A 22,999-nucleotide genomic window follows, 5' to 3' on the forward strand; every position below is an offset into this window, starting at 1 on the left:
CGAAAGGGGGGAGAGGATGAAAATTCCTCGGAAAGCATATACGGATAAAGCGGAGAAAATGATTTTATACAGCTGGCTACAACGTTTCGGAAGCCGCTTTCAGACGGGTTTCATCTTGACGAACCCATCTGCCGGAAACGATCCTGTTGTTTTTGTAAATGAAGCGTTCACTGCTATTACGGGTTACACATCCGCGGATGCAATCGGGCGGAATTTGTGTTTTTTGCAAGGGGAAGAAACCGATATGGAGCTGATTGGTGAAATCGACAAGAAGCTTCGGGCTGGTATGCCTGCCAATGAGGAAGTCCTTTATTACAAGAAGGATGGGACTCCTTTCTGGAATGAGCTTGTCATTCAGCCGCTCTTAGACGAAAAAGGGGAAATTCTTTTCACGGCCTCTTTCATACTTGATGTGACCGAAAGGAAAAAAGATGAATCGCTGCTCCGTTTGCAGGAATCCATTTTTTCGGGCATCAATGAGGGAGAAGAACTCTGTGATTTATTGCAAAAAATAGGAACTGTCGTCGAATCGTTCTTTCCGGAAGGATCTGTTTGTGCAATCCTCTTCAAGGAGCAAGGGGACGGCTGGTATATCGGTGCGGCAGACTCCGTGCCGGATTGGTTGCTCGGCGAAATGTTGAACAGCAAAGCATTGGAAAATGGAAATGCGCCGGAAGAAGTGATTGTCATTGAAAATAGCCCGAAGGACGAGGCTGAGTTCCAGTCGAATTGGTCCGTGCCGACATTTGACAATGAAGAAGAATTGAGTGGGCTGTTAACCGTCTTTATGAAAAAATCGGGAAATCCGACGGAAACGCAAATACAATTCTTGAAAAAAATGGTGCCGATTGTACAACTGACGAGAAAATATTATGCCCAGCAAGCTGAGTACCGCAGGCTTGCTTTCACTGATCCGCAAACGGGGTTGCCGAATCGCCACGCATTTTTGACCAGACTTAAACAGAATATAGATGAGGGCGGGGAACATTTCGTTGCAGTCATTCAACCGGGCGAGTATGCAAAAATCGTCGATTTGTATGGAAGGGATGCCGCTGATGAACTGTTCATTCAGCTGGACAAACGGATTGAACGATTGGGATGGAAAAATCCGGTCTATATAGGCCGCTATTCTAGCGCATCACTCGTTATAACGAGCGACAGTAGCGAGGGTGACGAAAGTTTTTGTCTTCTGGAATTAGATACGATCGTCAGAGAACCATTCATCATTGCAGGACAGGAAATGTTCCTCACATTGAAAATAGGGGTTTCATTTTCCACAAGTGACCAAAGAAGCGAAGAGGAACTGGTGCGTAGGGCGGACGTTGCCATGTCAGATGCCAAAATGAAACCTGGCAGTGCAATGTCATTTTACAGAGACCTCCAAAATGAGGAAATGGTAAGAGAAATGAGGATTTTCAACGAATTGTCAAAGGCGCTTATGACGCAAGAAATCGATATCCATCTTCAGCCGAAAGTCAATTTGACAGATGGCGGGATTATCGGTTTTGAAGCGTTGGCCCGATGGTTTTCACCAAACCTCGGAACCGTGCCGCCAAATCTCTTTATTCCAGCAGCAGAGAATATGGGTAAAATCATAGACTTGGAAATCGTCGTTTTATCGAAAGTGATGGAGTGGCAACGGAAGCGCAACCAAGCCGGTGAAAAAATGTTCCCGGTCGCCGTCAATATTTCCGTCCACCACTTCTTTAACCCCACCTTCGTTGATGAACTGACGAGACTAGCAAACCGTTATGATCTTTCCCCGAGCCATATCATGCTTGAAATAACGGAGAGTATCGGACTCGTCGATTTACCAAGGGCGAAAACGATTTTCAAGGAACTGATTGCGGCAGGTTTTGAACTATCCGTCGATGATTTCGGTGTCGGATTTTCATCGCTCAGCTATTTACCTCAACTGCCTCTTTCCGAATTAAAGATAGATCGAAGTTTCATCAGTGCGCTAGACGAACCGGACACGCTTGCCGTCGTCAGAACGATTATCCAGCTCGCTGAAAACCTTAACCTGTTGACGGTTGCAGAAGGGATCGAGCAGGAAAGGCATATTGAAGTGCTGCGGAATCTGGGCTGCAAAGTTGGGCAAGGCTTTTACTATTACAAGCCGATGCCGCTGGATGAAATTGACCGATTGCTTGCGGAATAGTTAGACATCAAACGGTCGGCTGTTCGGTGTGCCTGAATGGGAACATATCTGTTATAATGAACAGGACATTCCGAAAAGGGGCGAATAATAATGCCGAAAGTACACGTTTTTGATCATCCACTAATCCAACACAAACTTACGTACATACGTGACGTCAACACAGGAACAAAAGAATTCCGTGAACTCGTCGACGAAGTGGCGACACTCATGGCTTATGAAATCACTCGCGAACTCCCGCTCATGGAAGTGGAAGTCGAAACGCCAGTTCGTCTGGCCAAATCCAACGTACTTGCAGGAAAAAAACTTGGTATCGTCCCAATTTTACGTGCAGGCATCGGAATGGTAGATGGAATCCTCAATCTCATTCCGGCTGCAAAAGTGGGACATGTCGGACTTTATCGCGACCCGGAAACATTGCAGCCGGTTGAATATTACGTGAAACTCCCATCTGACGTATCAGTGCGCGACTTCATTCTTGTCGATCCGATGCTTGCAACGGGCGGATCCGCAATTGCAGCGGTCGATTCATTGAAAAGCCGCGGCGCTAAAAACATTAAATTCATGTGTCTGATCGCTGCTCCAGAGGGTGTAAAAGCAATGACGGAAGCACATCCTGATGTGGACGTCTATATCGCTGCCATGGATGAAAAACTCGATGAAAAAGGCTACATCGTACCAGGACTCGGCGATGCAGGCGATCGTCTCTTCGGAACAAAATGATTTGGAAGGCGTGAAGGTCTTGACAAAGAAATGGAAAGTGATGACGATTTTCGGTACGCGTCCAGAAGCCATTAAAATGGCACCGCTTGTGCTGGAACTGCAAAAGCATCCGGACGATATCGAATCGATCGTAACGGTTACGGCGCAACATCGCGAAATGCTGGACCAAGTACTCCACACATTCGGTATCACACCTGATTATGATCTTAATATCATGAAAGACCGGCAAACACTCGTCGATGTTGCAACCCGCGGACTCGAAGGGCTTGACCGGATCATGAAAGAGGCGCAGCCGGATATCGTGCTCGTCCACGGCGATACGTCGACAACTTTCATCGGCAGTCTTGCGGCGTTCTATAACCGGATTTCAGTCGGACACGTTGAAGCGGGACTCCGTACATGGGATAAATATTCCCCGTACCCGGAGGAAATGAACCGTCAGCTGACAGGCGTCATCGCTGATCTTCATTTTTCACCGACGGAACAATCGGCCCGCAATTTAGTGGCTGAAGGGAAGTCGGAAGAACGTATCTATATAACAGGCAATACGGCAATCGATGCACTTCAGACGACTGTGCGTGATCAATACTCGCACCCGGTTCTCGATAAAATCGGATCGGACAGGCTTGTATTGCTGACGGCACATCGCCGCGAAAATCTTGGTGAACCGATGCGCAACATGTTCCGTGCCATCAACCGACTGCTTGCAAAACATGATGATATCCAAGTGATCTATCCTGTGCATATGAACCCGGCAGTCCGTGAAGTGGCCGATGAACTTCTTGGCAACAACAATCGTGTCCATCTGATTGAACCGCTAGAAGTCGTCGATTTCCATAACTTTGCGGCACGTTCACACATCATTTTGACGGATTCCGGCGGCATTCAAGAAGAAGCACCGTCACTCGGAAAGCCCGTCATCGTCCTGCGTGATACGACCGAACGGCCTGAAGGTATCGAAGCCGGTACATTGAAATTGGCAGGCACCGATGAAGAAACAATCTTCACGTTGACAGATACACTTCTATCCGACGACTCGGAATACAACAAAATGGCAAAAGCGTCGAATCCATACGGTGATGGCCACGCTTCTGCACGTATTGTTGAAGCGTTGAAAAAATATTTATCTTCTATATAAATGGCAAACCGTACGACGACCGGAGCAATCCGGTCGTACTTTTTTTCGGGAGTGGATGTCGGAGTTATTCATGACGTCTCACAAAACGATCCCGACAACCCCAACTACCCATATTTCCAAAAAAGAACCTACCAATTTTGTCGATTGTTTGACAAAGCATAGACTTTGTGAATAATTTCACTGTAATCAATTGACATCAAAATATGCCTATTGTATGCTTACAAAGGGTAAGAATGATAGGGTTTTCATATATGAAACGGCAACACAATGTGAATGTTGAGGCTAAGGCGTTATTCTGTCGTTTTTTGACGGATGTGCGGAGGCTTTATATAGCATCTTGCATTTGAGTAAACGTACTTTATGCCGAATTGCCTTCCATTCGACGATACTCGCGCAATCAAAAGGTTCCATCCTTTTCAGAGTCTTGCCAAGAAAAGTGTAAGCGGCCTGCTTAGACTGGACAAATAACTGGCTGGACAGCGAAACGGAACCACCCCGCTTTTCCTTGTGACTTGCTTGCTTCTAAGTCTTTTCTTAGACGGAGTCGTAAGGCCCCATACAATCTCGAAATACGAATCAGGAGAATAACAGACCATGCAGACTTTGCAACAAATTCATAATAGGCAAAAGAAGGTTCTCTTTTTTTTGCTCGCATTGTTCGTCCTGGGATGGCTTCTAACTGATTTAAAACCGATATTTGCTGGATTATTTATCGGATCTCTATTCGGATTGTATAATTTCTGGATTCTTGTCCGTAGAATGGAAAGATTTGATCGGATTTTTACGGAGGGGAAGAAAAGGGCTTCACTTGGAACGACGATGCGTTTTGCATCAGGTGTGGCTGCGGCAGCAGTCGCAATTTCGCTGCCGGAACATTTTAACCTGGTTAGTTCGGTTATCGGGCTTATGATTCCTTACATCCTATTATTGGCTGGTGGGATTATATTCCGTGCAAAAAACCATTAAAGTTTTTTCGCAGAAAAGAGCTTACATTGAACTTTTCATTTTCTCAGAAAAAGCTTAATCCGATTGTGAAAGGGAGGTGAACGAAACGTGAACCATGAAAATCCGACGGTAGAATGGCTCGGATTGACATTTAACTTGTCAAATGTCCTTATGCTCTTCATTACGTGCCTGGTTGTATTCCTTATCGCATTCGTCTCAACACGAAGAATGCAACTGAAACCTACGGGTATGCAGAACTTTATGGAATGGATCATGGATTTCGTAAAAGGTATTATCAAGAATAACATGGACTGGAAAACAGGCGGGCGCTTTCATGTACTTGGAATAACGCTATTAATGTTTGTTTTCGTAGCCAACGTGCTCGGACTTCCATTCGCAATAACGTGGGATCATAAACTTTGGTGGAAATCACCGACAGCAGATCCAACAATTACATTGACGCTTGCTGCAATGGTCGTTATATTAACGCATTACTATGGTATTAAGTTGCTTGGCCTCAAAGAATACGGGAGTGGCTATCTGAAACCGATGCCGTTTTTATTCCCCTTGAAAATCATTGAGGAGTTTGCAAACACGCTGACACTCGGTCTGCGTCTTTACGGTAACATCTATGCAGGTGAGGTCTTGATCGGTCTTATTGCATCGCTCGGAGCAGGAAGCATATTCGGCTTTGCCGGCGCTTTGGTTCCAGCACTCGCTTGGCAAGGGTTCTCGCTCTTCATCGGGGCAATCCAAGCATTTATCTTTGTTATGTTATCGATGGTCTACATGGCGCATAAAGTCAACACGGACCATTAAACATATACTGCCCGTTTAACGGGTGAACAAACAAAAAACTCGAAAATATTAGGAGGAAATTATACTATGGGTCTATTAGCAGCGGCAATCGCAATCGGTCTTGGTGCACTTGGTGCAGGTATCGGTAACGGTTTAATCGTATCTAAAACAGTTGAAGGGATCGCTCGTCAACCAGAAGCACGTGGCGTTCTTCAAACAACAATGTTCATCGGTGTTGCACTAGTTGAGGCAGTTCCTATCATCGCGGTAGTAGTTGCATTCATCGTAATGAACAAATAAGTAGTACCAACATCTACAAAATGGCGAAGTGCGCACTATAATGTCCTTCGCCATTAATTTTATGGATAAAAGTGCAAGATCTGAATTACGCTATATAAAGAACGATTTCTATATTTGATGAATTATAAGCTCTTGAAGGGAGTGAAACAATCGTGTTTTTGGATACCTTCGTCCTATTGGCAGCAGATGCAGCCGATCCAGGATTTTTAGCAAGTCTGAATGATAGACTAAACCTAGGCGATATCATCGTTACACTTTCATTCTTCACGATTCTCATGCTTCTTCTGAAGAAGTTTGCTTGGGGCCCGCTTATGGGTATCATGGATCAACGTGCTGAGTTGATCGCGAATGAAATCGAATCGGCTGAAAAAAGCCGTGCGGAATCACAACAGATTCTTGAAGAACAACGTAACCTCTTGAACGAAGCGCGTAACAACGCTCAGGCGATTGTTGAAAACGCCCGTAAGCAAGGCGAAGCGCAACGCGGAGAAATCATCACGGCAGCTCGTTCTGAAGTCGGCCGTATGAAAGAAGAAGCGACACTTGAAATTGCATCAGAAAAAGACAAAGCCGTCGCGGCAGTTCGCGAAGAATTCGTATCTCTTTCTATCCTTGCAGCGTCTAAAGTTCTCGGTAAAGAAATTTCCGAGGAAGATAATCGCGCATTGATCGAAGAAACGATTGAGAAGGCAGGCGAAGGCCGATGAGCCAATCGGTTGCAGCAAAACGCTATGCACTCGCATTGTTTGAATTAGCACAAAAGAATGGGCAAACCGGCCCGATTCAGGAAGACCTTCTTGAATTGAAAAAAGTTTTCCAATCGAATAAAGAGCTCGGTCAATTACTTGATTCACCGAGGTTGAAGGCAGCCAAAAAGAAAGAGCTTATGGCGGATCTATTCAAAGGTGCGAATCAGCTCGTTTTGAATACATTGTTTGTAATGCTCGACAAAAAACGCATGAATGAGGTAGTACACCTTGTTGATGAATTTACCGTATTTACGAATGACGCGGCAGGTATCGCCGATGCGAAAGTGTATTCCACACATCCGTTGACGGCTGATCAAAGCCAAGCCATCTCTGCTGCATTTGCGCACAAGATCGGTAAAAAAGCATTGCGTATTGAAAATATCATCGATCCGAATCTGATTGGGGGCATCCGTCTCCAAATCGGTAACATAATCTACGACAGCAGCGTGAGCGCGAAGCTTGAGCGACTGAAACGGGATCTCATCGGGTCATAAATCAGAAATTTGAGGGGTGACATGCATGAGCATCAAAGCTGAGGAAATCAGTGTTCTCATAAAACAGCAGATTGAAAATTATCAATCTGAGATGAAAGTGAGCGAAGTAGGTACGGTTATCGCAATTGGTGACGGTATCGCACGTGCTCATGGCCTCGACAACGTCATGGCCGGGGAACTATTAGAGTTCTCTACTGGCGTCATGGGTCTGGCTCAGAACTTGGAAGCGAACAACGTTGGTATCGTTATCCTAGGGCCTTACACAGACATCAAAGAAGGCGATGAAGTACGTCGTACAGGTCGTATTATGGAAGTTCCTGTCGGAGAAGAATTAATCGGACGCGTCGTTAATCCACTTGGGCAACCAGTTGATGGATTAGGTCCGATTGCAACGACAAAAACTCGTCCAATCGAAAGCCCTGCACAAGGGGTCATGGCGCGTAAATCCGTTCATGAACCATTGCAAACGGGTATCAAAGCGATCGATGCACTTGTACCAATCGGCCGCGGACAGCGTGAATTGATCATCGGTGACCGTCAAACAGGTAAAACGACTGTCGCAATCGATACAATTCTGAACCAAGCTGACCAAGATATGATTTGTATCTATGTAGCAATCGGTCAAAAAGAATCAACAGTTCGTGGAGTTGTTGAAACGCTTCGTAAAAACGGCGCACTTGATTACACAATCGTTGTTACGGCATCCGCTTCACAACCGTCTCCACTACTATTCCTTGCACCATATACAGGAATTACGATGGCTGAAGAATTCATGTTCCAAGGTAAGCACGTTCTAATCGTTTATGATGATCTGTCTAAACAAGCTGCGGCATACCGTGAACTTTCTTTGCTACTTCGTCGTCCTCCGGGCCGTGAAGCTTATCCTGGTGACGTTTTCTATCTTCACTCCCGTTTACTTGAACGTGCAGCGAAGTTGAACGATACACTTGGCGCAGGTTCAATTACGGCATTGCCATTCGTTGAAACACAAGCTGGAGATATTTCCGCTTACATTCCAACGAACGTTATCTCCATCACTGATGGACAAATTTTCCTTCAATCTGACCTATTCTTCTCGGGTGTACGTCCAGCGATCAACGCCGGTCTTTCCGTTTCCCGTGTAGGTGGATCAGCGCAAATCAAAGCGATGAAAAAAGTTGCGGGTACACTGCGTCTTGACCTTGCGGCATACCGTGAACTTGAAGCATTCTCGCAATTCGGATCTAACCTTGACCCTGCAACTCAAGCGAAACTGGACCGCGGAGCGCGTACAGTTGAAATCTTGAAACAGGATTTGAATAAACCATTTAAAGTTGAACAGCAAGTTATGGTTCTTTACGCATTGACACGCGGATTCCTAGACGATATCGCAGTCAAAGACATCCTTCGTTTCGAAAGCGAACTGTTAAGCTGGCTTGAAACTAACCACACTGACGTTTTAGATCAAATTCGTACGACGAAAGACCTTCCGGCTGATGAATTGATGGCAGAAGCACTCAATGCATTCAAGAAAATCTTCGCGCGTTCTGAATAAATCTAGATGGAATCAACTTTGACAAAAACCGTCAAAATGATTGATTGAACCAAAAAACAATAAGGTGGTGAGAATTGCCAATGGCATCTTTACGCGACATAGAAAACCGTATTAAATCAACGAAAAAGACAAGTCAAATTACGAAAGCTATGCAAATGGTCTCCGCTTCCAAATTGAGCCGTGCCGAATTGAATGCGAAAGCGTTCATTCCGTACATGGAGAAAATTCAGGAAGTTGTCGGATCGATTGCAGCTGGAACAAGTGACTTGAGTCACCCGATGATGGTATCCCGACCTGTCAAAAAGACCGGTTATATCATTATTACATCGGACCGCGGACTCGTTGGAGGATACAATGCCAACATCCTGCGTACCGCAAAACGTGCGATTGAAACGCGCCACTCTTCAGCGGAAGAAGTGAGCATCCTTGCAATCGGACAAAAGGGTTACGACTTTTTCAATCGACTTGGTTTCAACATCGTAGAAAGTAAGATCGGTCTATCCGACCACCCAACTTTCGATGAAATAAAAGATATCGCGAAGCGTGCTGTTGGCATGTTCACAGAAGGCGAGTATGATGAAGTGTACTTGTACTACAACCACTACGTCTCCGCCATCTCAAGTGAAGTGACGGAAAAGAAATTGCTTCCGCTCACTGACATCACATCGACTTCCGCTACAATTTCGTATGAGTTTGAGCCTTCAGGCGAAGCAATTCTTGAAGTGCTTCTTCCGCAATACGCGGAAAGCCTTATTTACGGAGCTGTAATCGACGGTAAAGCGAGTGAACATGCTTCCAGTATGACAGCGATGAAAACTGCTACGGATAATGCATCTGATCTAATAGATTCTTTAACACTTTCATTCAACCGTGCACGACAAGCTGCGATCACTCAAGAAATTACGGAGATCGTCGGCGGCGTCGCAGCTCTTGAATAAGATTAACTTGAATCAGCAGAAGTCACAGACTCCCTGCTGATTCAAGTTTAGCCTCCGGCGGATGTCAGGGATTTTGAATGGAGTTAATTGTGCAAGCACAATTCAAAATCCCGACGCAATTACGCCGAGGCGTAATTGATTAATACTGTACGGCAAAGAGTAAGACAGGAGGGAAAAAGTATGAATAAAGGACAGGTTCTTCAAGTTATGGGACCGGTTGTTGACGTCAAGTTCGAAGACGGTCAGCTTCCAGCGATCTATAACGCATTGAAGGTTCAGATTGAACGTCCGAACGCCGAGCCTGAAACGTTGACACTAGAAGTCGCGCTTCACCTCGGGGATGATTCTGTACGTACAATCGCAATGTCATCAACAGACGGTCTGCAACGTGGCGCTACAGTTGATGATATGGGTTCTGCAATTTCAGTTCCGGTTGGTGACGTTACACTCGGACGTGTATTTAACGTACTTGGAGAAATTATCGACCTTGGTGAGGAAGTTCCGGCATCAGAACGCCGCGACCCGATTCACCGTTTAGCTCCAGTATTTGAAAACCTTTCAACTGAAGTTGAAATTCTTGAAACAGGTATTAAAGTTGTTGACCTGCTTGCTCCATACATTAAAGGTGGTAAAATCGGCCTCTTCGGTGGTGCGGGTGTAGGGAAGACAGTTCTTATTCAGGAATTGATCAATAACATCGCTCAAGAACACGGTGGTATTTCCGTATTCGCAGGCGTTGGAGAACGTACACGTGAAGGTAATGACTTGTTCTACGAAATGACGGATTCCGGCGTTATCACGAAAACGGCAATGGTCTTCGGTCAAATGAACGAGCCGCCTGGCGCACGTATGCGTGTAGCTTTGACGGGTCTTACAATGGCAGAATATTTCCGTGACGAACAAGGTGCGGACGTTCTTCTGTTCATCGATAACATCTTCCGCTTTACACAAGCGGGATCTGAAGTTTCAGCACTACTTGGCCGTATGCCATCAGCTGTTGGTTACCAACCGACATTGGCAACGGAAATGGGTATGCTACAAGAACGTATCACATCTACAAACCTTGGTTCAGTTACGTCCATCCAAGCTATCTATGTACCGGCGGATGACTACACTGACCCGGCTCCGGCAACGACGTTCGCTCACCTTGACGCAACGACGAACCTTGAGCGTAAACTTTCTGAGATGGGTATCTACCCGGCTGTTGACCCGCTCGCATCGACTTCCCGTGCACTAAGCCCGGAAATTGTCGGTGAAGAGCATTACGAAGTTGCACGTCAAGTGCAGCAGACGCTTCAGCGTTACCGTGAGCTCCAAGATATCATCGCAATCCTCGGTATGGATGAGCTTGGCGAAGAAGATAAGCAGTTGGTTGGACGCGCACGTCGTATCCAGAACTTCCTATCACAAAACTTCCACGTTGCTGAGCAGTTTACAGGACAAAAAGGATCTTACGTACCAGTAGCTGAAACGATCAAAGGCTTCAGCGACATCCTAAAAGGTATGTACGACCACCTTCCAGAGGATGCATTCCGACTTGTCGGTCGCATCGAGGAAGTTATTGCAAAAGCGAAATCTATGGGTGTTACCGTTTAATTCAATTCAGCAGGATTCAAATCCCTGCCGAATCAAATAAAAGCCTCCGGCGGATGCGACAGATTTTTTTAGGGGAGTTATCGAGCCCTGCTCGATAAAAATCTGCGCCAAATTCGCCGAAGCGAATTTGATTTTAAGGGACCAGGAGGGGAAAAAATGAAGACAATTAAAGTCAATATCGTCACTCCCGACGGCCCTGTTGTTGAAACTGAAGCGAACATGATCATCGCAGTTACCGAAACAGGCGAAATCGGGATCCTTCCCGGCCACATCGCGATGGTTGCGCCGCTTCAAATCGGTGGGCTTCGCCTGCAGAAGGATGACTCGACTGAACATATAGCCGTTCATGGCGGTTTTATCGAAGTCCGTCCGGATGTTGTCACTGTTTTAGCACAAACTGCGGAACTGGCTTCTTCTATTGATGTCGCTCGCGCGAAAAAGGCGGCGGAGCAAGCGGAAGAGACACTTCGGGCAAAAAAAGAAGGCGTTGATTACAAATTGGTGGAACAGGATTTGGAACGTGCCATCAATCGTATCAATGTCTACGAATCAAGAAAAAAGTAAGTTGTTGAGGATGGCGGACAGAGGGGGAAATTCTTCTGTTCGCCTTTTCAATATTGAGGCTTCAGGACGTTAAACAAGGGAGGTCGTCAATTGGATGGTATAATGAGTTATCAACCATTGCTGGCAATCGTTTCGCATACGGTTTTCATAGCTGTAGCATTTTTTGCACTGCAGGCGATCATGCCGGAGAAAATCATAAAAAAGAACCGTGTCTTCCAGGCACAACTTTTATATATTTTATTGAGCATCGCCATCGGATCGACCGTATCAAATTTCTTTTTGGAGTTATCCTATTGGTCAGGAAGACTTCCATTCATGTTCGGTTGAATGAATTCCATATTTATTCAACGAAAAGAACGTTTTGAACAAGGGATTGGTGAAATCCATGTTATCGCGATGTATACGAAAAAAGCTCCATTGGCCGCCTTTCGGAACGCCAATCTAGCTTAGGGGAATATCGTATATAAGGCGATGACATGAAAATCATCATTTTGTGTTTGAGAGAGGTTTGCTGAGTGCGAGCACGGGGAACTTATACTACGAGTGGGAAGTTTTGTGACACAAAACGTCAAAAGTGTACATATTATAGACTACTTAGTACTTAAGCGGAAAAATAGCCCAGACGTTGCTTGTTATGTAGGCAAAGTCATTGTAAAATAGTATATGTTTTAAAAATAAAAATATGACATTTAAAATGAGTATATATGATATTGAAAACAGTATAACAAGCTACAACTTAGGAGTCGGAGGGACTTATTTTGGATAAAATTATTATCACCGGTGGACGTGTACTAAAAGGCACTGTCCGGGTCGAGGGTGCGAAAAATGCAGTATTGCCGATACTTGCAGCAGCATTGTTAGCATCAGAAGGTGTAAACGTAATACGCGACGTACCCAATCTTTCGGACGTAGGAACAATCAATTCAGTTTTAAAAAGTTTGAATGCAGAAGTGGATCACTACCCGAAAATGAATGAAGTCATCATCGATTCTTCAGAAAGGCTTTCATCTGAAGCACAATTCGAATATGTAAGGAAAATGCGTGCATCAATCCTTGTCATGGGACCGCTTCTCGCACGTAACGGTTTTGCACGGGTTGCACTACCAGGCGGTTGCGCAATCGGATCTCGTCCAATCGATCAGCACTTGAAGGGCTTCGAAGCAATGGGAGCGGAAATCACATTCGGTCATGGCCATGTTGAAGCGAAAGCGGAAAACGGATTGAAAGGCGCTAAGATCTATCTAGATTTCCCAAGCGTCGGTGCTACTGAAAATATTATGACGGCAGCTGCATTAGCTACCGGAACAACAATCATTGAAAACGCGGCAAAAGAACCGGAGATCGTCGACCTTGCAAACTTCATCAATGAAATGGGCGGTAAAGTAGTTGGAGCGGGCACGGATACAATCCGGGTCGAAGGCGTGAAGAAACTGGTTGGTACAATTCATCATATTATTCCGGATCGTATCGAAACAGGTACTTTCATGGTGGCAGCTGCTATTACTGGCGGCGATGTCATCATTGAAAATGCAGTTCCCGAACACAATGCGGCCCTCATTTCAAAATTGACAGAAATGGGCGTTGTCATTACAGATTTAGATGAAGGAGTTCGTATCACTGCAGAGCATCCTTTGAAATCCGTTGATTTGAAAACGATGCCACATCCAGGTTTCCCGACTGACATGCAGTCCCAGATGATGGCGCTTATGCTGACGTCAACGGGCACGGGTATCTTGACTGAAACGGTATTTGAAAATCGCTTCATGCACGTGGAGGAATTCCGCCGGATGAATGCTTCTCTTAAAATTGAAGGTAGATCCGTCATCATATCAGGTCCATCCAAACTACAAGGCGCTGAAGTGGCGGCTACGGATCTTCGCGCAGCAGCAGCCCTCATTTTGGGAGGACTTGTCGCGGAAGGCGTAACACGTGTTACGGAACTATCGCATCTTGACCGGGGCTATGTGAACTTCCACGGAAAACTTGCAGCCCTTGGAGCGGACATCATTCGCATTTCACCTGAAACAAAAACTGAAAAAAAGGTTCAACTAATTTAATCGAACTTCAAATGTTATTGAAAAAGGCTGTAGATCATGGACTACGGCCTTTTTTGTATGTATTTTTTGATGGGCAGCCGCAAGTGCCGCTATATCCTTTCGCTAGTATGCCCAAAATAACATGAATAATACCAAGCCTGGTTCATATAATCAATTATGGACAAACTACTAACAGCGTTATTCATCATACTCTTATTTTTCATCCCTTTTTTATTGAGAGAAACGCCGGAAGTCAGTGAAGAGGTTGAAGAAGCGGAGGCTGAACTATGCCCCGTGGAAATCACCGTTGCCGGCATGGACAAGCCGATTCCGCTCGAGGAGTATGTAGTAGGCGTTGTGGCAGCTGAAATGCCTGCCACGTTCGAGGCGGAGGCTTTGAAAGCCCAAGCGATTGCTGCCCGTACATATGCACTCCGGACGACGGATAACGGCACTAAAGCAATTGCAGCAGACGTTTCTGCACAAGTCCATTCCGCCGAAGCGAAACGGAAAGAGCGATGGGGTAAGGAATTCAAGCGCAATGAACGCAAAGTACGTGCAGCGGTGGAGGCGACTGCAGGGGATATTATCGTCTATGAGGATGAAATGATAGCGGCCATGTTTTTTTCTACATCTAATGGTAAGACGGAAACCGCACAGAACTTCAGCGGCAATGATGTGCCGTATTTGCAGAGCGTGGAAAGTCCCGGGGAGGGGGACGTTGAAGCGAACGTGGAGCGGAAATCCGAGATGACACTCGCCGAATGGAATAAAGTGATGGGCGGCAAGTGGAACGCCGACCGTTTCAAATCATTACAACTCGTAAGAAATGGCACAGGGCGTGTGCAGAAAGTCATCTCTACAGGTTTTGAGGCAAGCGGCAGGGAAATGCGGGATTTGTTGGGACTGGCATCTACAGATTTTGATATCGCATTCGACGTCACGAATAAGATTGTACATGTGACGACGACCGGATATGGGCACGGCGTAGGCATGAGCCAATACGGGGCGGAGGCATACGCCCAGAAAGGATGGACGGCCGAACGTATTCTTTTACACTACTACACAGGTACAGAAATAAAAAAGTTCACATTACTTGATTCGAAATGTTTAAAAACTCTCTCACTTGCAGATAATAGCCAGTGAGGTGATGACAATGCGAGAAGAAAAACCGAAAGCCCCTTCTCAGAAGAACACAAGTGCAAAGACAAAAAGCTGGTTTTGGCCTGTAGTCTATTCGGGTATCGCAATAGTCTTCGTCGGCATGATCTGGGGTTATAATGCATTCATGAAAGAGGAATCCCCAGGCTTTGCAGGCGATGCAGAAAAGAACCCGGTAACCGTCGAGACGACAGCAGCGAAGGAAACACTTAAATATCCATTCGCGGAAGCGCTACTGGATGAAGTGGCAATCCTGCAAGACTATTATGATGTCAATGCAGAAGAAGCCAGTCGTGAAAGTGCACTACTCGTCTTCAATCAGACGTATGTGACAAACACAGGTGTATCGATTTCGGTACAAGGCAAGGAATTTGAAGTTGTCGCTGCATTAAGCGGTACAGTGGAAGATATCTTGCTAGACCCATTCAAAGGCGATGAAATCGTAATCTCTCATGCCGATGGGGTAAAAACAGTCTATCGATCCGTCACAGGAATCCTTGTTAAAAAAGGCGACGAAGTGGAACAAGGACAAGCACTTGGTACATCAGCACAAAATGAATGGAATCCGACGGCCGGCATCCATCTTCATTTCGAAGTACAAGAAGATGGGGTAGCCGTAAATCCACGCTCTTATCTTGCATTTTAACAGTACGTTTTCAGCCATTCCAGAGCCAATCCGGAGTGGCTTTTTCTTTGGATAAATAAGGTGTGGCGGTCGACGGTAAACAGCGGGGACCGATCATATATGTTGAGAGACCGACCATAACCGCGTGGCAACCGACCATATCCATTCGCCGACCGACCATATCCCCGCGTCGACCGATCATATATGCAGAGAGACCAATCATAACCGCGCGGCAACCGATCATATCCACTCGCCGACCGACCATAACCGCGCACCAACCAATCATATCCACTCGCCGACCGACCATATCCCCGCGGCAACCGACCATATCCCCTTGCAAACCGACCAAAACAAGCTCCTCCTGCCATCCGCCCGCATATCGTGCCTATTTATCGCATAGGATATAGGAAGATTCGGACCTCAGAGGAAAGGAAGAGGGCGTGCACGAGCAAATACGGAGGCGATGCGTGCGCCTCGGCAAAATGTTGCTGGAAACTGGACTTACGGTACGGGCATTGGCAAAAGCGACAGGCTATTCGAAAAGCACGGTTCACAAGGATTTGACGGAACGTTTGCCGAACGTCGATGTGGCCTTGTCGGAAGAAGTCGCAAAAATACTTGCTTATCATAAGTCTGTCAGACATTTACGAGGCGGCGAGGCGACAAGAATCAAGTGGATGAACGAAACGAAAAAAGTAGGAAGCAGTTAGTAACTGCGGGCGGTATCGCATCAACATCGCGATCCGTTTTTTTAATTGACCGCGACTGCACTACAAAATTTCCCTGTTCGGAATAAAGGGATTTCTTGCAGGAAACTGGTTCTTAATTATATTCTTTACTGGCTGTCTATGATAAAATGAGTAGTTAGAAGCGAATACATACACGGGAATATTCGATGATGCAGTCGGAAGGGGAAACAGAAACAATGTTTGCAAAAGATATCGGGATCGACCTCGGTACAGCCAACGTGTTGGTGCATGTTAAAGGAAAAGGGATCGTTCTAAACGAACCCTCGGTCGTAGCCATTGATAAACACACGAATAAAGTGCTGGCAGTCGGAGAAGAAGCAAGACAGATGGTTGGCAGGACGCCCGCTAATATCATCGCGATCAGACCGATGAAAGACGGGGTTATCGCAGATTTTGACGTTACGGAAGCGATGCTGAGCCACTTCATCAATAAATTGGATGTGAAAGGTTTTTTATCAAAACCGCGGATTCTCATCTGTTGTCCGACGAACATTACTAGCGTTGAACAGAAAGCGATACGACAAGCGGCTGAAAAGTCGGGCGGCAAGAAAATATACCTCGAGGAAGAACCGAAAGTCGCGGCAATCGGTGCCGGCATGGACATTTTCCAGCCAAGCGGCAACATGGTCGTCGATATCGGGGGAGGAACGACAGATGTTGCGGTCCTATCGATGGGGGACATCGTCACTTCGCGCTCTATCACAATAGCAGGTAATACATTTGACAACGACATTACACAATATATTAAACAACATTATAAATTATTGATCGGGGAACGGACAGCGGAAAATATTAAATTCACGATTGGCAGTGTTTTCCCCGCAGGTCGCAAAGAGCAGATGGATATACGCGGACGGGACATGGCGTCGGGGTTGCCTCGTACGATTACGATTCATTCCGAGGAAATCGGACTGGCGTTGAAGGAATCGGTCTATGTGATTGTCCGCGCAGCAAAAAACGTATTGGAAAAAACGCCGCCTGAATTATCGGCTGACATTATCGATCGCGGAGTATTTTTGACAGGTGGCGGGGCATTGTTGCATGGCATCGACCAATTGCTCGCACAAGAGCTGAAGGTTCCTGTATTCATTTCAGATAACCCGCTTGACTGCGTCGCACTTGGGACAGGCATTTTATTGGATAATATCCATAAGGTTTCAAGCCGCAATTAAGAAGTTCCATCATTAGCACTAAGGAAATGGGGATGAGCACATGTTCCGTGGATTTTATACAGTCGGGTCGGGAATGATTGCGCAACAGCGGAAAACGGAGATGCTTGCCAATAATATGGCGAATGCCAACACACCGGGGTATAAGGCGGAGCAGGCGACGATCCGATCATTTCCGGAAATGTACTTATCAAGCATAGAGACAGCAAGAATACCGTCCGAAAACAATTTTCGGATGAAAGGGCTGTCGCCGGTCGGAGGAATTTCAACGGGTGTCTACATGCAGGAGACATTGCCGTTATTCGCTCAAGGCCAATTGCGCGAAACAGAGCTGACGACGGACGTGGCTCTGATCGACGGCCGCTTACCGGTTGATGAGCAAACTGGGACTCCGGGTGCTGTCTTCTTCAGGCTTGAAAGCGAAGGCGGGCGCGAACAGTATACGAAAAACGGCAATTTCGCAATTGATGCAAGCGGTTTTTTGACGAGTTCCACGGGGGCATTTGTGCTCGATAGCAACGGTCAACGGATTGCATTGCAAAACGATGATTTCCGAATAACGGACAAGGGCATCATCATGGAAGGTGAAACTGCCGTCGCAACGCTCGGAATTTCATTCGCACAGCGTCCTGATACACTTCTCAAACAAGGGGACGGCATGTTTGTGACGGAAAGTGGTGAAAACCTGACAAGCGCAAACGGCATGGCAAACGTTACGTACTCGACGCAACAGGGTTTTCTTGAAGGATCGAACGTGGACGCGGCCCGAACGATGACGGACATGCTAACTGCCTACCGTGCATTCGAGGCCAATCAAAAAATACTTCAAGCCTATGACCGCAGTATGGAAAAAGCGGTAACGGAAGTCGGTCGCGTCAATTGATGACACGCCGTACGAAAGGAGTCGGAATGCATGATTCGCACCATGACGACAGCTACTAATACGCTCAATCAGTTGCAGAACCAGCTCGATATTATCGGAAATAATCTTGCGAATGTTTCAACGCATGGCTATAAATCGAGCGATGCATCGTTCCGTGAAATGCTGGTGCAGCAATTCAATAACGATAAGGCGGATACGTCGCCGCGCCAATCGCCGCTTGGCATCCGCTACGGTTCCGGAGCTATACTCGGACAAGCACAAATGAATTGGAAAGCTGGTTCGTTACAAATGACGGGGCGTGAACTAGATTTTGCCCTGACAACTCCTAAACAGTATTTTAACGTCATTGTACCGGATGGGGAAGGCGAAAAGACCGTCTATACGCGGCAAGGGAACTTCTACGTTTCCCCTATTGAAAACGGGCAGGTCATGCTTGTCAATGGCGATGGTTTTCCGGTCGCCGATAGTGCAGGATCACCGGTGACTTTTTCCGGAGATGTCAAAAACTATACGGTCAAACCGGGCGGCGTCCTTGAATTGACACATTCGAACGGCACGGCGGAAACTGTTGAACTGGCTGTGACGGTGATGGAACGCCCGAATCTTATGTCACGCCTATCATCGACGACATTTGGACTGCCCGAAAACCTGGCAGATCTCGGCGTCACCGAACAGGATGTCTTGACGGAACTTCAAGGTGCCGCGCGTAATGGAATTGGTTTGGAAAATCAGGCGCTGGAAGCATCCAACGTGAATTATCAGAAGGAAATGACCGATCTCATCGGCATCCAGCGCTCGTACCAGTTCAACGCGCGTGCCGTGACGCTTGCGGATCAGATGCTCGGCTTGATCAATGGCATCCGGTAACTTTGTGCAAGAGTGGCATCTGAAGAGTAGACAATTAGGGAGCACTGAAAATGACAGATGAAAAACGACATAATTTAAAACAGGAAGAGCCGAAGAAACCGCAAAACAATGAGTCAAAGTTGCGTTCCAAGCGTAAAGAGCAAGGACGGCAAAATGGCCAAGTCAAGGAAGCGGCACCTAAAAAGAAAGTTTGGGTGCAGATCCGTCTTCTTCCGATTTGGTTACGTATCATCCTCGTTCTTGTGCTTCTCATCGGGGCGGCGCTACTAGGAACGATGATCGGCTATGGTTCCCTCGGCGACGGAAATCCTACAGATGTCTTCAAAAAAGAGACATGGACCCATATCTTGGATATCATCAATGGGGTAGAATCATAAAGAATATTTTTTTGTTTACTAAAATACATAGTAAAATGGTAGGAGGATGAACATGCTAACAGCAGAGCAGATTCAAGCAATTTTACCGCACCGTTATCCATTTCTTATGGTGGATCGGATTCTTGAAGTCGAAGAAGGAAAACGGGCAGTAGGTACAAAAAATGTTACAATCAATGAAGATTTCTTCAATGGGCATTTCCCCGGATATCCGGTCATGCCGGGTGTCCTGATCGTGGAAGCGCTCGCACAAGTCGGAGCTGTCGCTTTATTACAAAAAGAAGAGAATAAAGGACGTCTCGCTTTTTTCGCAGGTATCGATAATTGCCGTTTTAAAAGGCAAGTGACGCCGGGCGATACATTGAGACTTGAAGTGGAAATCACACGCCTTCGCGGCACGATAGGAAAAGGGAAGGCGATTGCAACTGTTGATGGCGAAATCGCGTGCGAGACGGAAATTACATTTGCCCTTGGCCCGGTTGTATCAAATGGGGAAAACTAAATTTGCGAACTACTGGAAATTTAGTTACAATGGTCATTATGGTGCCCTCAAAACGCACTTCTAAAGTGGGAGGTTTCAAATCAGTATGTTTAAAGATCTTTCTCCAAATTTAAAAAGCAGTATAACAAGGTCCATTACACAGACTTTCGAACAATACATGAGCGATATTGAATGGTCCGGCGAGAGATTCCGTATCGATGACTATTTTGCCAACTGGCGCGAATACATAACTGTGAAAGCGCTCTGGTATTCAAAAATTCCGGATGAAGTGAAACTGGATCCAAAATTCCATGAGGATCTTGCGCAGCGTATCAATGAAATCATCGCCCGCATCCTAAGTGAACCGCCATCCGAAGATCAGATTGCGGCAATTCAAAGCATGCAGGAAGAGCTGGATACTCACTATGAGTATAGCTGTAAAGCCGAAGCGGTATACGTTGAAACATTGCTTAAAAAATATGTGGAATCTAAATAAAAGAAAATGGATAGTTCCCTCGTTTCTGGCTAACCTACGAAGTATCATACAACATTGTGTGATAGACGGCTTGTGGAGAGGAGGGAAACTTTTCATGTTCAAAAAAGCGATACCGTTAGTTCTAGTGTCGGGACTTGTACTTACAGCTTGTGCAAACAACGATGAAGTTCCGAAAAACAACGAAACTCCGATGGAAAATATGGAGGATCGAGCGAATGATGTGCTGCCTGAAGTGAACGATGGGCAAACAGGACCGAATATGGATGGTCTTGAGAACGATCGGGATATGAACGGCAACGGTATGGATAACGGAGTCATCGATAACAACAACGGAGTACGTAACGATGAAGTTCCGAATGATGGCGTTATGAACAATGGAGATACGAACACAGATCATCCAACTGGCACGACAGGAGAAAATGATCACGACCGTAATAAAACGAACGGTAACAACCGCTAACCGCAAGCCGTGCGGGAACCGCCTCTAAACAATTGAGGCGGTTTTTCTATTTTGAATGAATGTTAGGGAAGTCTTGCGAATGAAACCGTTTCAACGTTACATATTATTCAAATAGAAGGCGGCATGTCGTTCAAAATCGAACGACATGCCGCCTTGTTAAATTCAGATTTACTTACTTTAAACACATAAGTTTTCTGAGATTCTGCTATTTGGGACAGCACACAATAACTTCATTCATTCGAATCGTCTTGATCTTGCTTTAAACGTGGACGGGAACGCATGTCTGACTCGAAACGGTGCAACAATTCGTCTCCCCCTAATCCTTCACCGATCAATTCCTCCAAAAGCTGTTCTGCATATTGTGCCCTCGCGCGTTTCAACCGGCCTTTCAGAAGAACGGAAATATTATCGCCAATCACCTTCACAGCTTTGACGGCAACACTGAAAGCGGCGGGTTCGTTCTCAGGATATGAAATGACAACTTTCGTCTCGAGTAATTCTTCTTGGGCTTTCCATTCTTCAAAAATGGCTTGGTGTTTCTTGTCGATGAACATTTCAAGAATCCACATACGGTGGCTATTCTCTTGATTGATAATGATTCCATCGTTCAGTGGGAAATCCTGCAAGGCATCATTGTGCAGGATTCCAACCGATAGCATTTTAAACGTTTTCACAGTCATCCGCCCCGATCATTTTTCTTTTATTATACCATAGGAACAAATTTCAATGAAAAGATGCCAATACCGAATTATCGACAAATTATGCAAACTCGATTAAAGCGCAGGGGTATGCAAGAAGAGGGGATCATTCACATTGCATAGCCGATATGAATTAAGGATTTAGCACTCTAAAGTGACTGAAAATTGAAACATATGATGTTGCACGAATCAGAGTAGACCGTTTAAGATGAACTCAATAAACTGGAAAGGAGGAACTTGGTTGAATCAGGTTGCACTTGTTGGTCGCATCACAAAGGATCCCATTCTGAGAAGAGTATCGCAAGGAAGGGTACAGACGAGCTTTGTTCTTGCGGTAAACCGTAACTTCAAAAATCAGAAAGGAGAAGTGGAGACAGACTTCGTCCTTTGCACAATGTGGGGGAAACCGGCGGAGAATACAGCGAAACATTGTGGAAAAGGATCTCTCATCGGCATAGGCGGACGAATCCAGGCTAGGTCATACGAACGTGCCGACAAAAGTCGAGTCTATGTAACCGAGGTGATTGGTGAAGATGTCCGGTTCATCTTAACGAAAAAACGTGCCAATGATGACCTGTACAGCGAACATGTAGTGAGTACGCCATCACGGGCAGCGGAAACAGGAGATGCTGAGCATTTCAATCTGCCGAATCATGAGACGGAAGGATTACCGATATTTTAACCAGGCGAAATGATACATAATATGCCGCCGAAATATCGGAAAGAGGGAGGGGATCCGCCTGCCGGGAGTAGAATCCGGTGCCGCAACGACAATTTAACAGGGATAGTTTGTGAAAAAAAGTCCGATGCATCCGCTGAAGGCTGTGTGAGGAAATGAATGCTGGACATGTCGACAGATGGGGATCTGCCCATGTCCATTAGAGTGAAGAAAAAGCTGAAGCCAGTTGCTCCAGGGATAACTTTAAGTGAAAAGTATGGGGAAATTTATCGCTGATATTCGATGGGGATCGGATTCATACGCCATGCAATACCAACCGCTGAAGGAGTTCCGGGTACGTATACACCTGCGTTCCCGGGATTCGTACAGGCGGAAAATCAGGGA

General features: G+C 46.0%; 27 protein-coding genes. 25 read left to right on the plus strand and 2 right to left on the minus strand.

What is annotated here, in order from left to right:
- Window positions 1–16 precede the first annotated feature (16 nt).
- The 16 genes from HDC33_RS01530 to HDC33_RS01605 all read left to right on the plus strand — a co-directional run bounded on the left by HDC33_RS01530 (window position 17) and on the right by HDC33_RS01605 (window position 15,780).
- Window positions 17–2,161 (plus strand): putative bifunctional diguanylate cyclase/phosphodiesterase, encoded by a 2,145-nt coding sequence (locus tag HDC33_RS01530; RefSeq protein ID WP_179390774.1) that lies wholly within the window; start codon window positions 17–19, stop codon window positions 2,159–2,161.
- 90 nt (window positions 2,162–2,251) lie between these two features.
- Window positions 2,252–2,881, plus strand: coding sequence for a uracil phosphoribosyltransferase (gene upp / locus HDC33_RS01535; protein ID WP_179390775.1), 630 nt, complete (start codon window positions 2,252–2,254; stop codon window positions 2,879–2,881).
- 19 nt (window positions 2,882–2,900) lie between these two features.
- Window positions 2,901–4,019: a non-hydrolyzing UDP-N-acetylglucosamine 2-epimerase gene (gene wecB / locus HDC33_RS01540; RefSeq protein ID WP_179392576.1), complete on the plus strand. Its 1,119-nt coding sequence runs from the start codon at window positions 2,901–2,903 to the stop codon at window positions 4,017–4,019.
- 594 nt (window positions 4,020–4,613) lie between these two features.
- Window positions 4,614–4,985, plus strand: coding sequence for an ATP synthase subunit I (locus tag HDC33_RS01545; RefSeq protein WP_179390776.1), 372 nt, complete (start codon window positions 4,614–4,616; stop codon window positions 4,983–4,985).
- A gap of 87 nt (window positions 4,986–5,072) precedes the next feature.
- Window positions 5,073–5,783, plus strand: coding sequence for a F0F1 ATP synthase subunit A (gene atpB / locus HDC33_RS01550; protein WP_179390777.1), 711 nt, complete (start codon window positions 5,073–5,075; stop codon window positions 5,781–5,783).
- 66 nt (window positions 5,784–5,849) lie between these two features.
- Window positions 5,850–6,062, plus strand: coding sequence for a F0F1 ATP synthase subunit C (atpE, locus tag HDC33_RS01555; RefSeq protein ID WP_179390778.1), 213 nt, complete (start codon window positions 5,850–5,852; stop codon window positions 6,060–6,062).
- A 152-nt stretch (window positions 6,063–6,214) separates the two neighbouring features.
- Window positions 6,215–6,769, plus strand: coding sequence for a F0F1 ATP synthase subunit B (gene atpF, locus HDC33_RS01560; RefSeq protein ID WP_179390779.1), 555 nt, complete (start codon window positions 6,215–6,217; stop codon window positions 6,767–6,769).
- Entirely contained in the window at window positions 6,766–7,305 is a 540-nt protein-coding gene (locus HDC33_RS01565; protein WP_179390780.1) for a F0F1 ATP synthase subunit delta, read from the plus strand. The genes atpF and HDC33_RS01565 overlap by 4 nt, the downstream gene beginning before the upstream one ends.
- A gap of 25 nt (window positions 7,306–7,330) precedes the next feature.
- Window positions 7,331–8,839: a F0F1 ATP synthase subunit alpha gene (gene atpA, locus HDC33_RS01570; RefSeq protein WP_179390781.1), complete on the plus strand. Its 1,509-nt coding sequence runs from the start codon at window positions 7,331–7,333 to the stop codon at window positions 8,837–8,839.
- A gap of 80 nt (window positions 8,840–8,919) precedes the next feature.
- Window positions 8,920–9,777 carry an ATP synthase F1 subunit gamma gene (gene atpG / locus HDC33_RS01575; RefSeq protein WP_179392577.1) on the plus strand — a complete coding sequence of 286 codons (858 nt, stop codon included), beginning with the start codon at window positions 8,920–8,922 and terminating at the stop codon, window positions 9,775–9,777.
- A 180-nt stretch (window positions 9,778–9,957) separates the two neighbouring features.
- The gene (atpD, locus tag HDC33_RS01580; RefSeq protein ID WP_179390782.1) at window positions 9,958–11,373 is read left to right on the plus strand and encodes a F0F1 ATP synthase subunit beta; all 1,416 of its coding nucleotides are present in this window, start codon (window positions 9,958–9,960) and stop codon (window positions 11,371–11,373) included.
- Between the two features lie 156 nt (window positions 11,374–11,529).
- Complete coding sequence (locus HDC33_RS01585; protein ID WP_179390783.1) at window positions 11,530–11,937, plus strand: F0F1 ATP synthase subunit epsilon; 408 nt, start codon at window positions 11,530–11,532, stop codon at window positions 11,935–11,937.
- A 102-nt stretch (window positions 11,938–12,039) separates the two neighbouring features.
- Entirely contained in the window at window positions 12,040–12,264 is a 225-nt protein-coding gene (locus HDC33_RS01590; RefSeq protein ID WP_179392578.1) for a DUF1146 family protein, read from the plus strand.
- A 431-nt stretch (window positions 12,265–12,695) separates the two neighbouring features.
- Window positions 12,696–13,994 carry a UDP-N-acetylglucosamine 1-carboxyvinyltransferase gene (murA, locus tag HDC33_RS01595; RefSeq protein ID WP_179390784.1) on the plus strand — a complete coding sequence of 433 codons (1,299 nt, stop codon included), beginning with the start codon at window positions 12,696–12,698 and terminating at the stop codon, window positions 13,992–13,994.
- A gap of 156 nt (window positions 13,995–14,150) precedes the next feature.
- Window positions 14,151–15,119: a stage II sporulation protein D gene (gene spoIID / locus HDC33_RS01600; protein WP_179390785.1), complete on the plus strand. Its 969-nt coding sequence runs from the start codon at window positions 14,151–14,153 to the stop codon at window positions 15,117–15,119.
- A gap of 10 nt (window positions 15,120–15,129) precedes the next feature.
- Window positions 15,130–15,780 (plus strand): M23 family metallopeptidase, encoded by a 651-nt coding sequence (locus HDC33_RS01605; RefSeq protein ID WP_179390786.1) that lies wholly within the window; start codon window positions 15,130–15,132, stop codon window positions 15,778–15,780.
- 10 nt (window positions 15,781–15,790) lie between these two features.
- Here HDC33_RS01605 and HDC33_RS01610 read toward each other — a convergent pair whose 3' ends face one another.
- A complete protein-coding gene (locus HDC33_RS01610; protein WP_179390787.1) occupies window positions 15,791–16,108 on the minus strand; it encodes a hypothetical protein in 318 nt (105 codons plus the stop codon).
- Between the two features lie 91 nt (window positions 16,109–16,199).
- Between HDC33_RS01610 and HDC33_RS01615 the strand changes: the two genes are divergently transcribed.
- The 8 genes from HDC33_RS01615 to HDC33_RS01650 all read left to right on the plus strand — a co-directional run bounded on the left by HDC33_RS01615 (window position 16,200) and on the right by HDC33_RS01650 (window position 21,238).
- The gene (locus HDC33_RS01615; protein ID WP_179390788.1) at window positions 16,200–16,469 is read left to right on the plus strand and encodes a sporulation transcriptional regulator SpoIIID; all 270 of its coding nucleotides are present in this window, start codon (window positions 16,200–16,202) and stop codon (window positions 16,467–16,469) included.
- 215 nt (window positions 16,470–16,684) lie between these two features.
- Window positions 16,685–17,680 (plus strand): rod shape-determining protein, encoded by a 996-nt coding sequence (gene mreB, locus HDC33_RS01620; RefSeq protein WP_304625752.1) that lies wholly within the window; start codon window positions 16,685–16,687, stop codon window positions 17,678–17,680.
- A gap of 40 nt (window positions 17,681–17,720) precedes the next feature.
- On the plus strand, window positions 17,721–18,560 hold the full coding sequence (locus HDC33_RS01625; RefSeq protein WP_179390790.1) for a flagellar hook-basal body protein: 840 nt from the start codon (window positions 17,721–17,723) through the stop codon (window positions 18,558–18,560).
- 30 nt (window positions 18,561–18,590) lie between these two features.
- Window positions 18,591–19,427 (plus strand): flagellar hook-basal body protein, encoded by an 837-nt coding sequence (locus tag HDC33_RS01630; RefSeq protein WP_179390791.1) that lies wholly within the window; start codon window positions 18,591–18,593, stop codon window positions 19,425–19,427.
- A 50-nt stretch (window positions 19,428–19,477) separates the two neighbouring features.
- The gene (locus tag HDC33_RS01635) at window positions 19,478–19,804 is read left to right on the plus strand and encodes a DNA-directed RNA polymerase subunit beta (protein ID WP_179390792.1); all 327 of its coding nucleotides are present in this window, start codon (window positions 19,478–19,480) and stop codon (window positions 19,802–19,804) included.
- A gap of 52 nt (window positions 19,805–19,856) precedes the next feature.
- Complete coding sequence (gene fabZ, locus HDC33_RS01640; RefSeq protein WP_179390793.1) at window positions 19,857–20,303, plus strand: 3-hydroxyacyl-ACP dehydratase FabZ; 447 nt, start codon at window positions 19,857–19,859, stop codon at window positions 20,301–20,303.
- Between the two features lie 85 nt (window positions 20,304–20,388).
- Window positions 20,389–20,778, plus strand: coding sequence for a hypothetical protein (locus HDC33_RS01645; protein WP_179390794.1), 390 nt, complete (start codon window positions 20,389–20,391; stop codon window positions 20,776–20,778).
- A gap of 94 nt (window positions 20,779–20,872) precedes the next feature.
- On the plus strand, window positions 20,873–21,238 hold the full coding sequence (locus HDC33_RS01650) for a hypothetical protein (RefSeq protein ID WP_179390795.1): 366 nt from the start codon (window positions 20,873–20,875) through the stop codon (window positions 21,236–21,238).
- A gap of 230 nt (window positions 21,239–21,468) precedes the next feature.
- On the opposite strand, the gene HDC33_RS01655 is transcribed toward HDC33_RS01650, so the two are convergent.
- On the minus strand, window positions 21,469–21,912 hold the full coding sequence (locus tag HDC33_RS01655) for a YwpF family protein (RefSeq protein WP_179390796.1): 444 nt from the start codon (window positions 21,910–21,912) through the stop codon (window positions 21,469–21,471).
- Between the two features lie 265 nt (window positions 21,913–22,177).
- Here HDC33_RS01655 and HDC33_RS01660 point away from each other — a divergent pair, with 265 nt between their 5' ends.
- Entirely contained in the window at window positions 22,178–22,618 is a 441-nt protein-coding gene (locus HDC33_RS01660) for a single-stranded DNA-binding protein (protein WP_179390797.1), read from the plus strand.
- Window positions 22,619–22,999: the final 381 nt, after the last annotated feature.

This window comes from Sporosarcina sp. JAI121 (assembly GCF_013408665.1).
In the GTDB taxonomy this organism is placed as follows: Bacteria; Bacillota; Bacilli; order Bacillales_A; family Planococcaceae; genus Sporosarcina.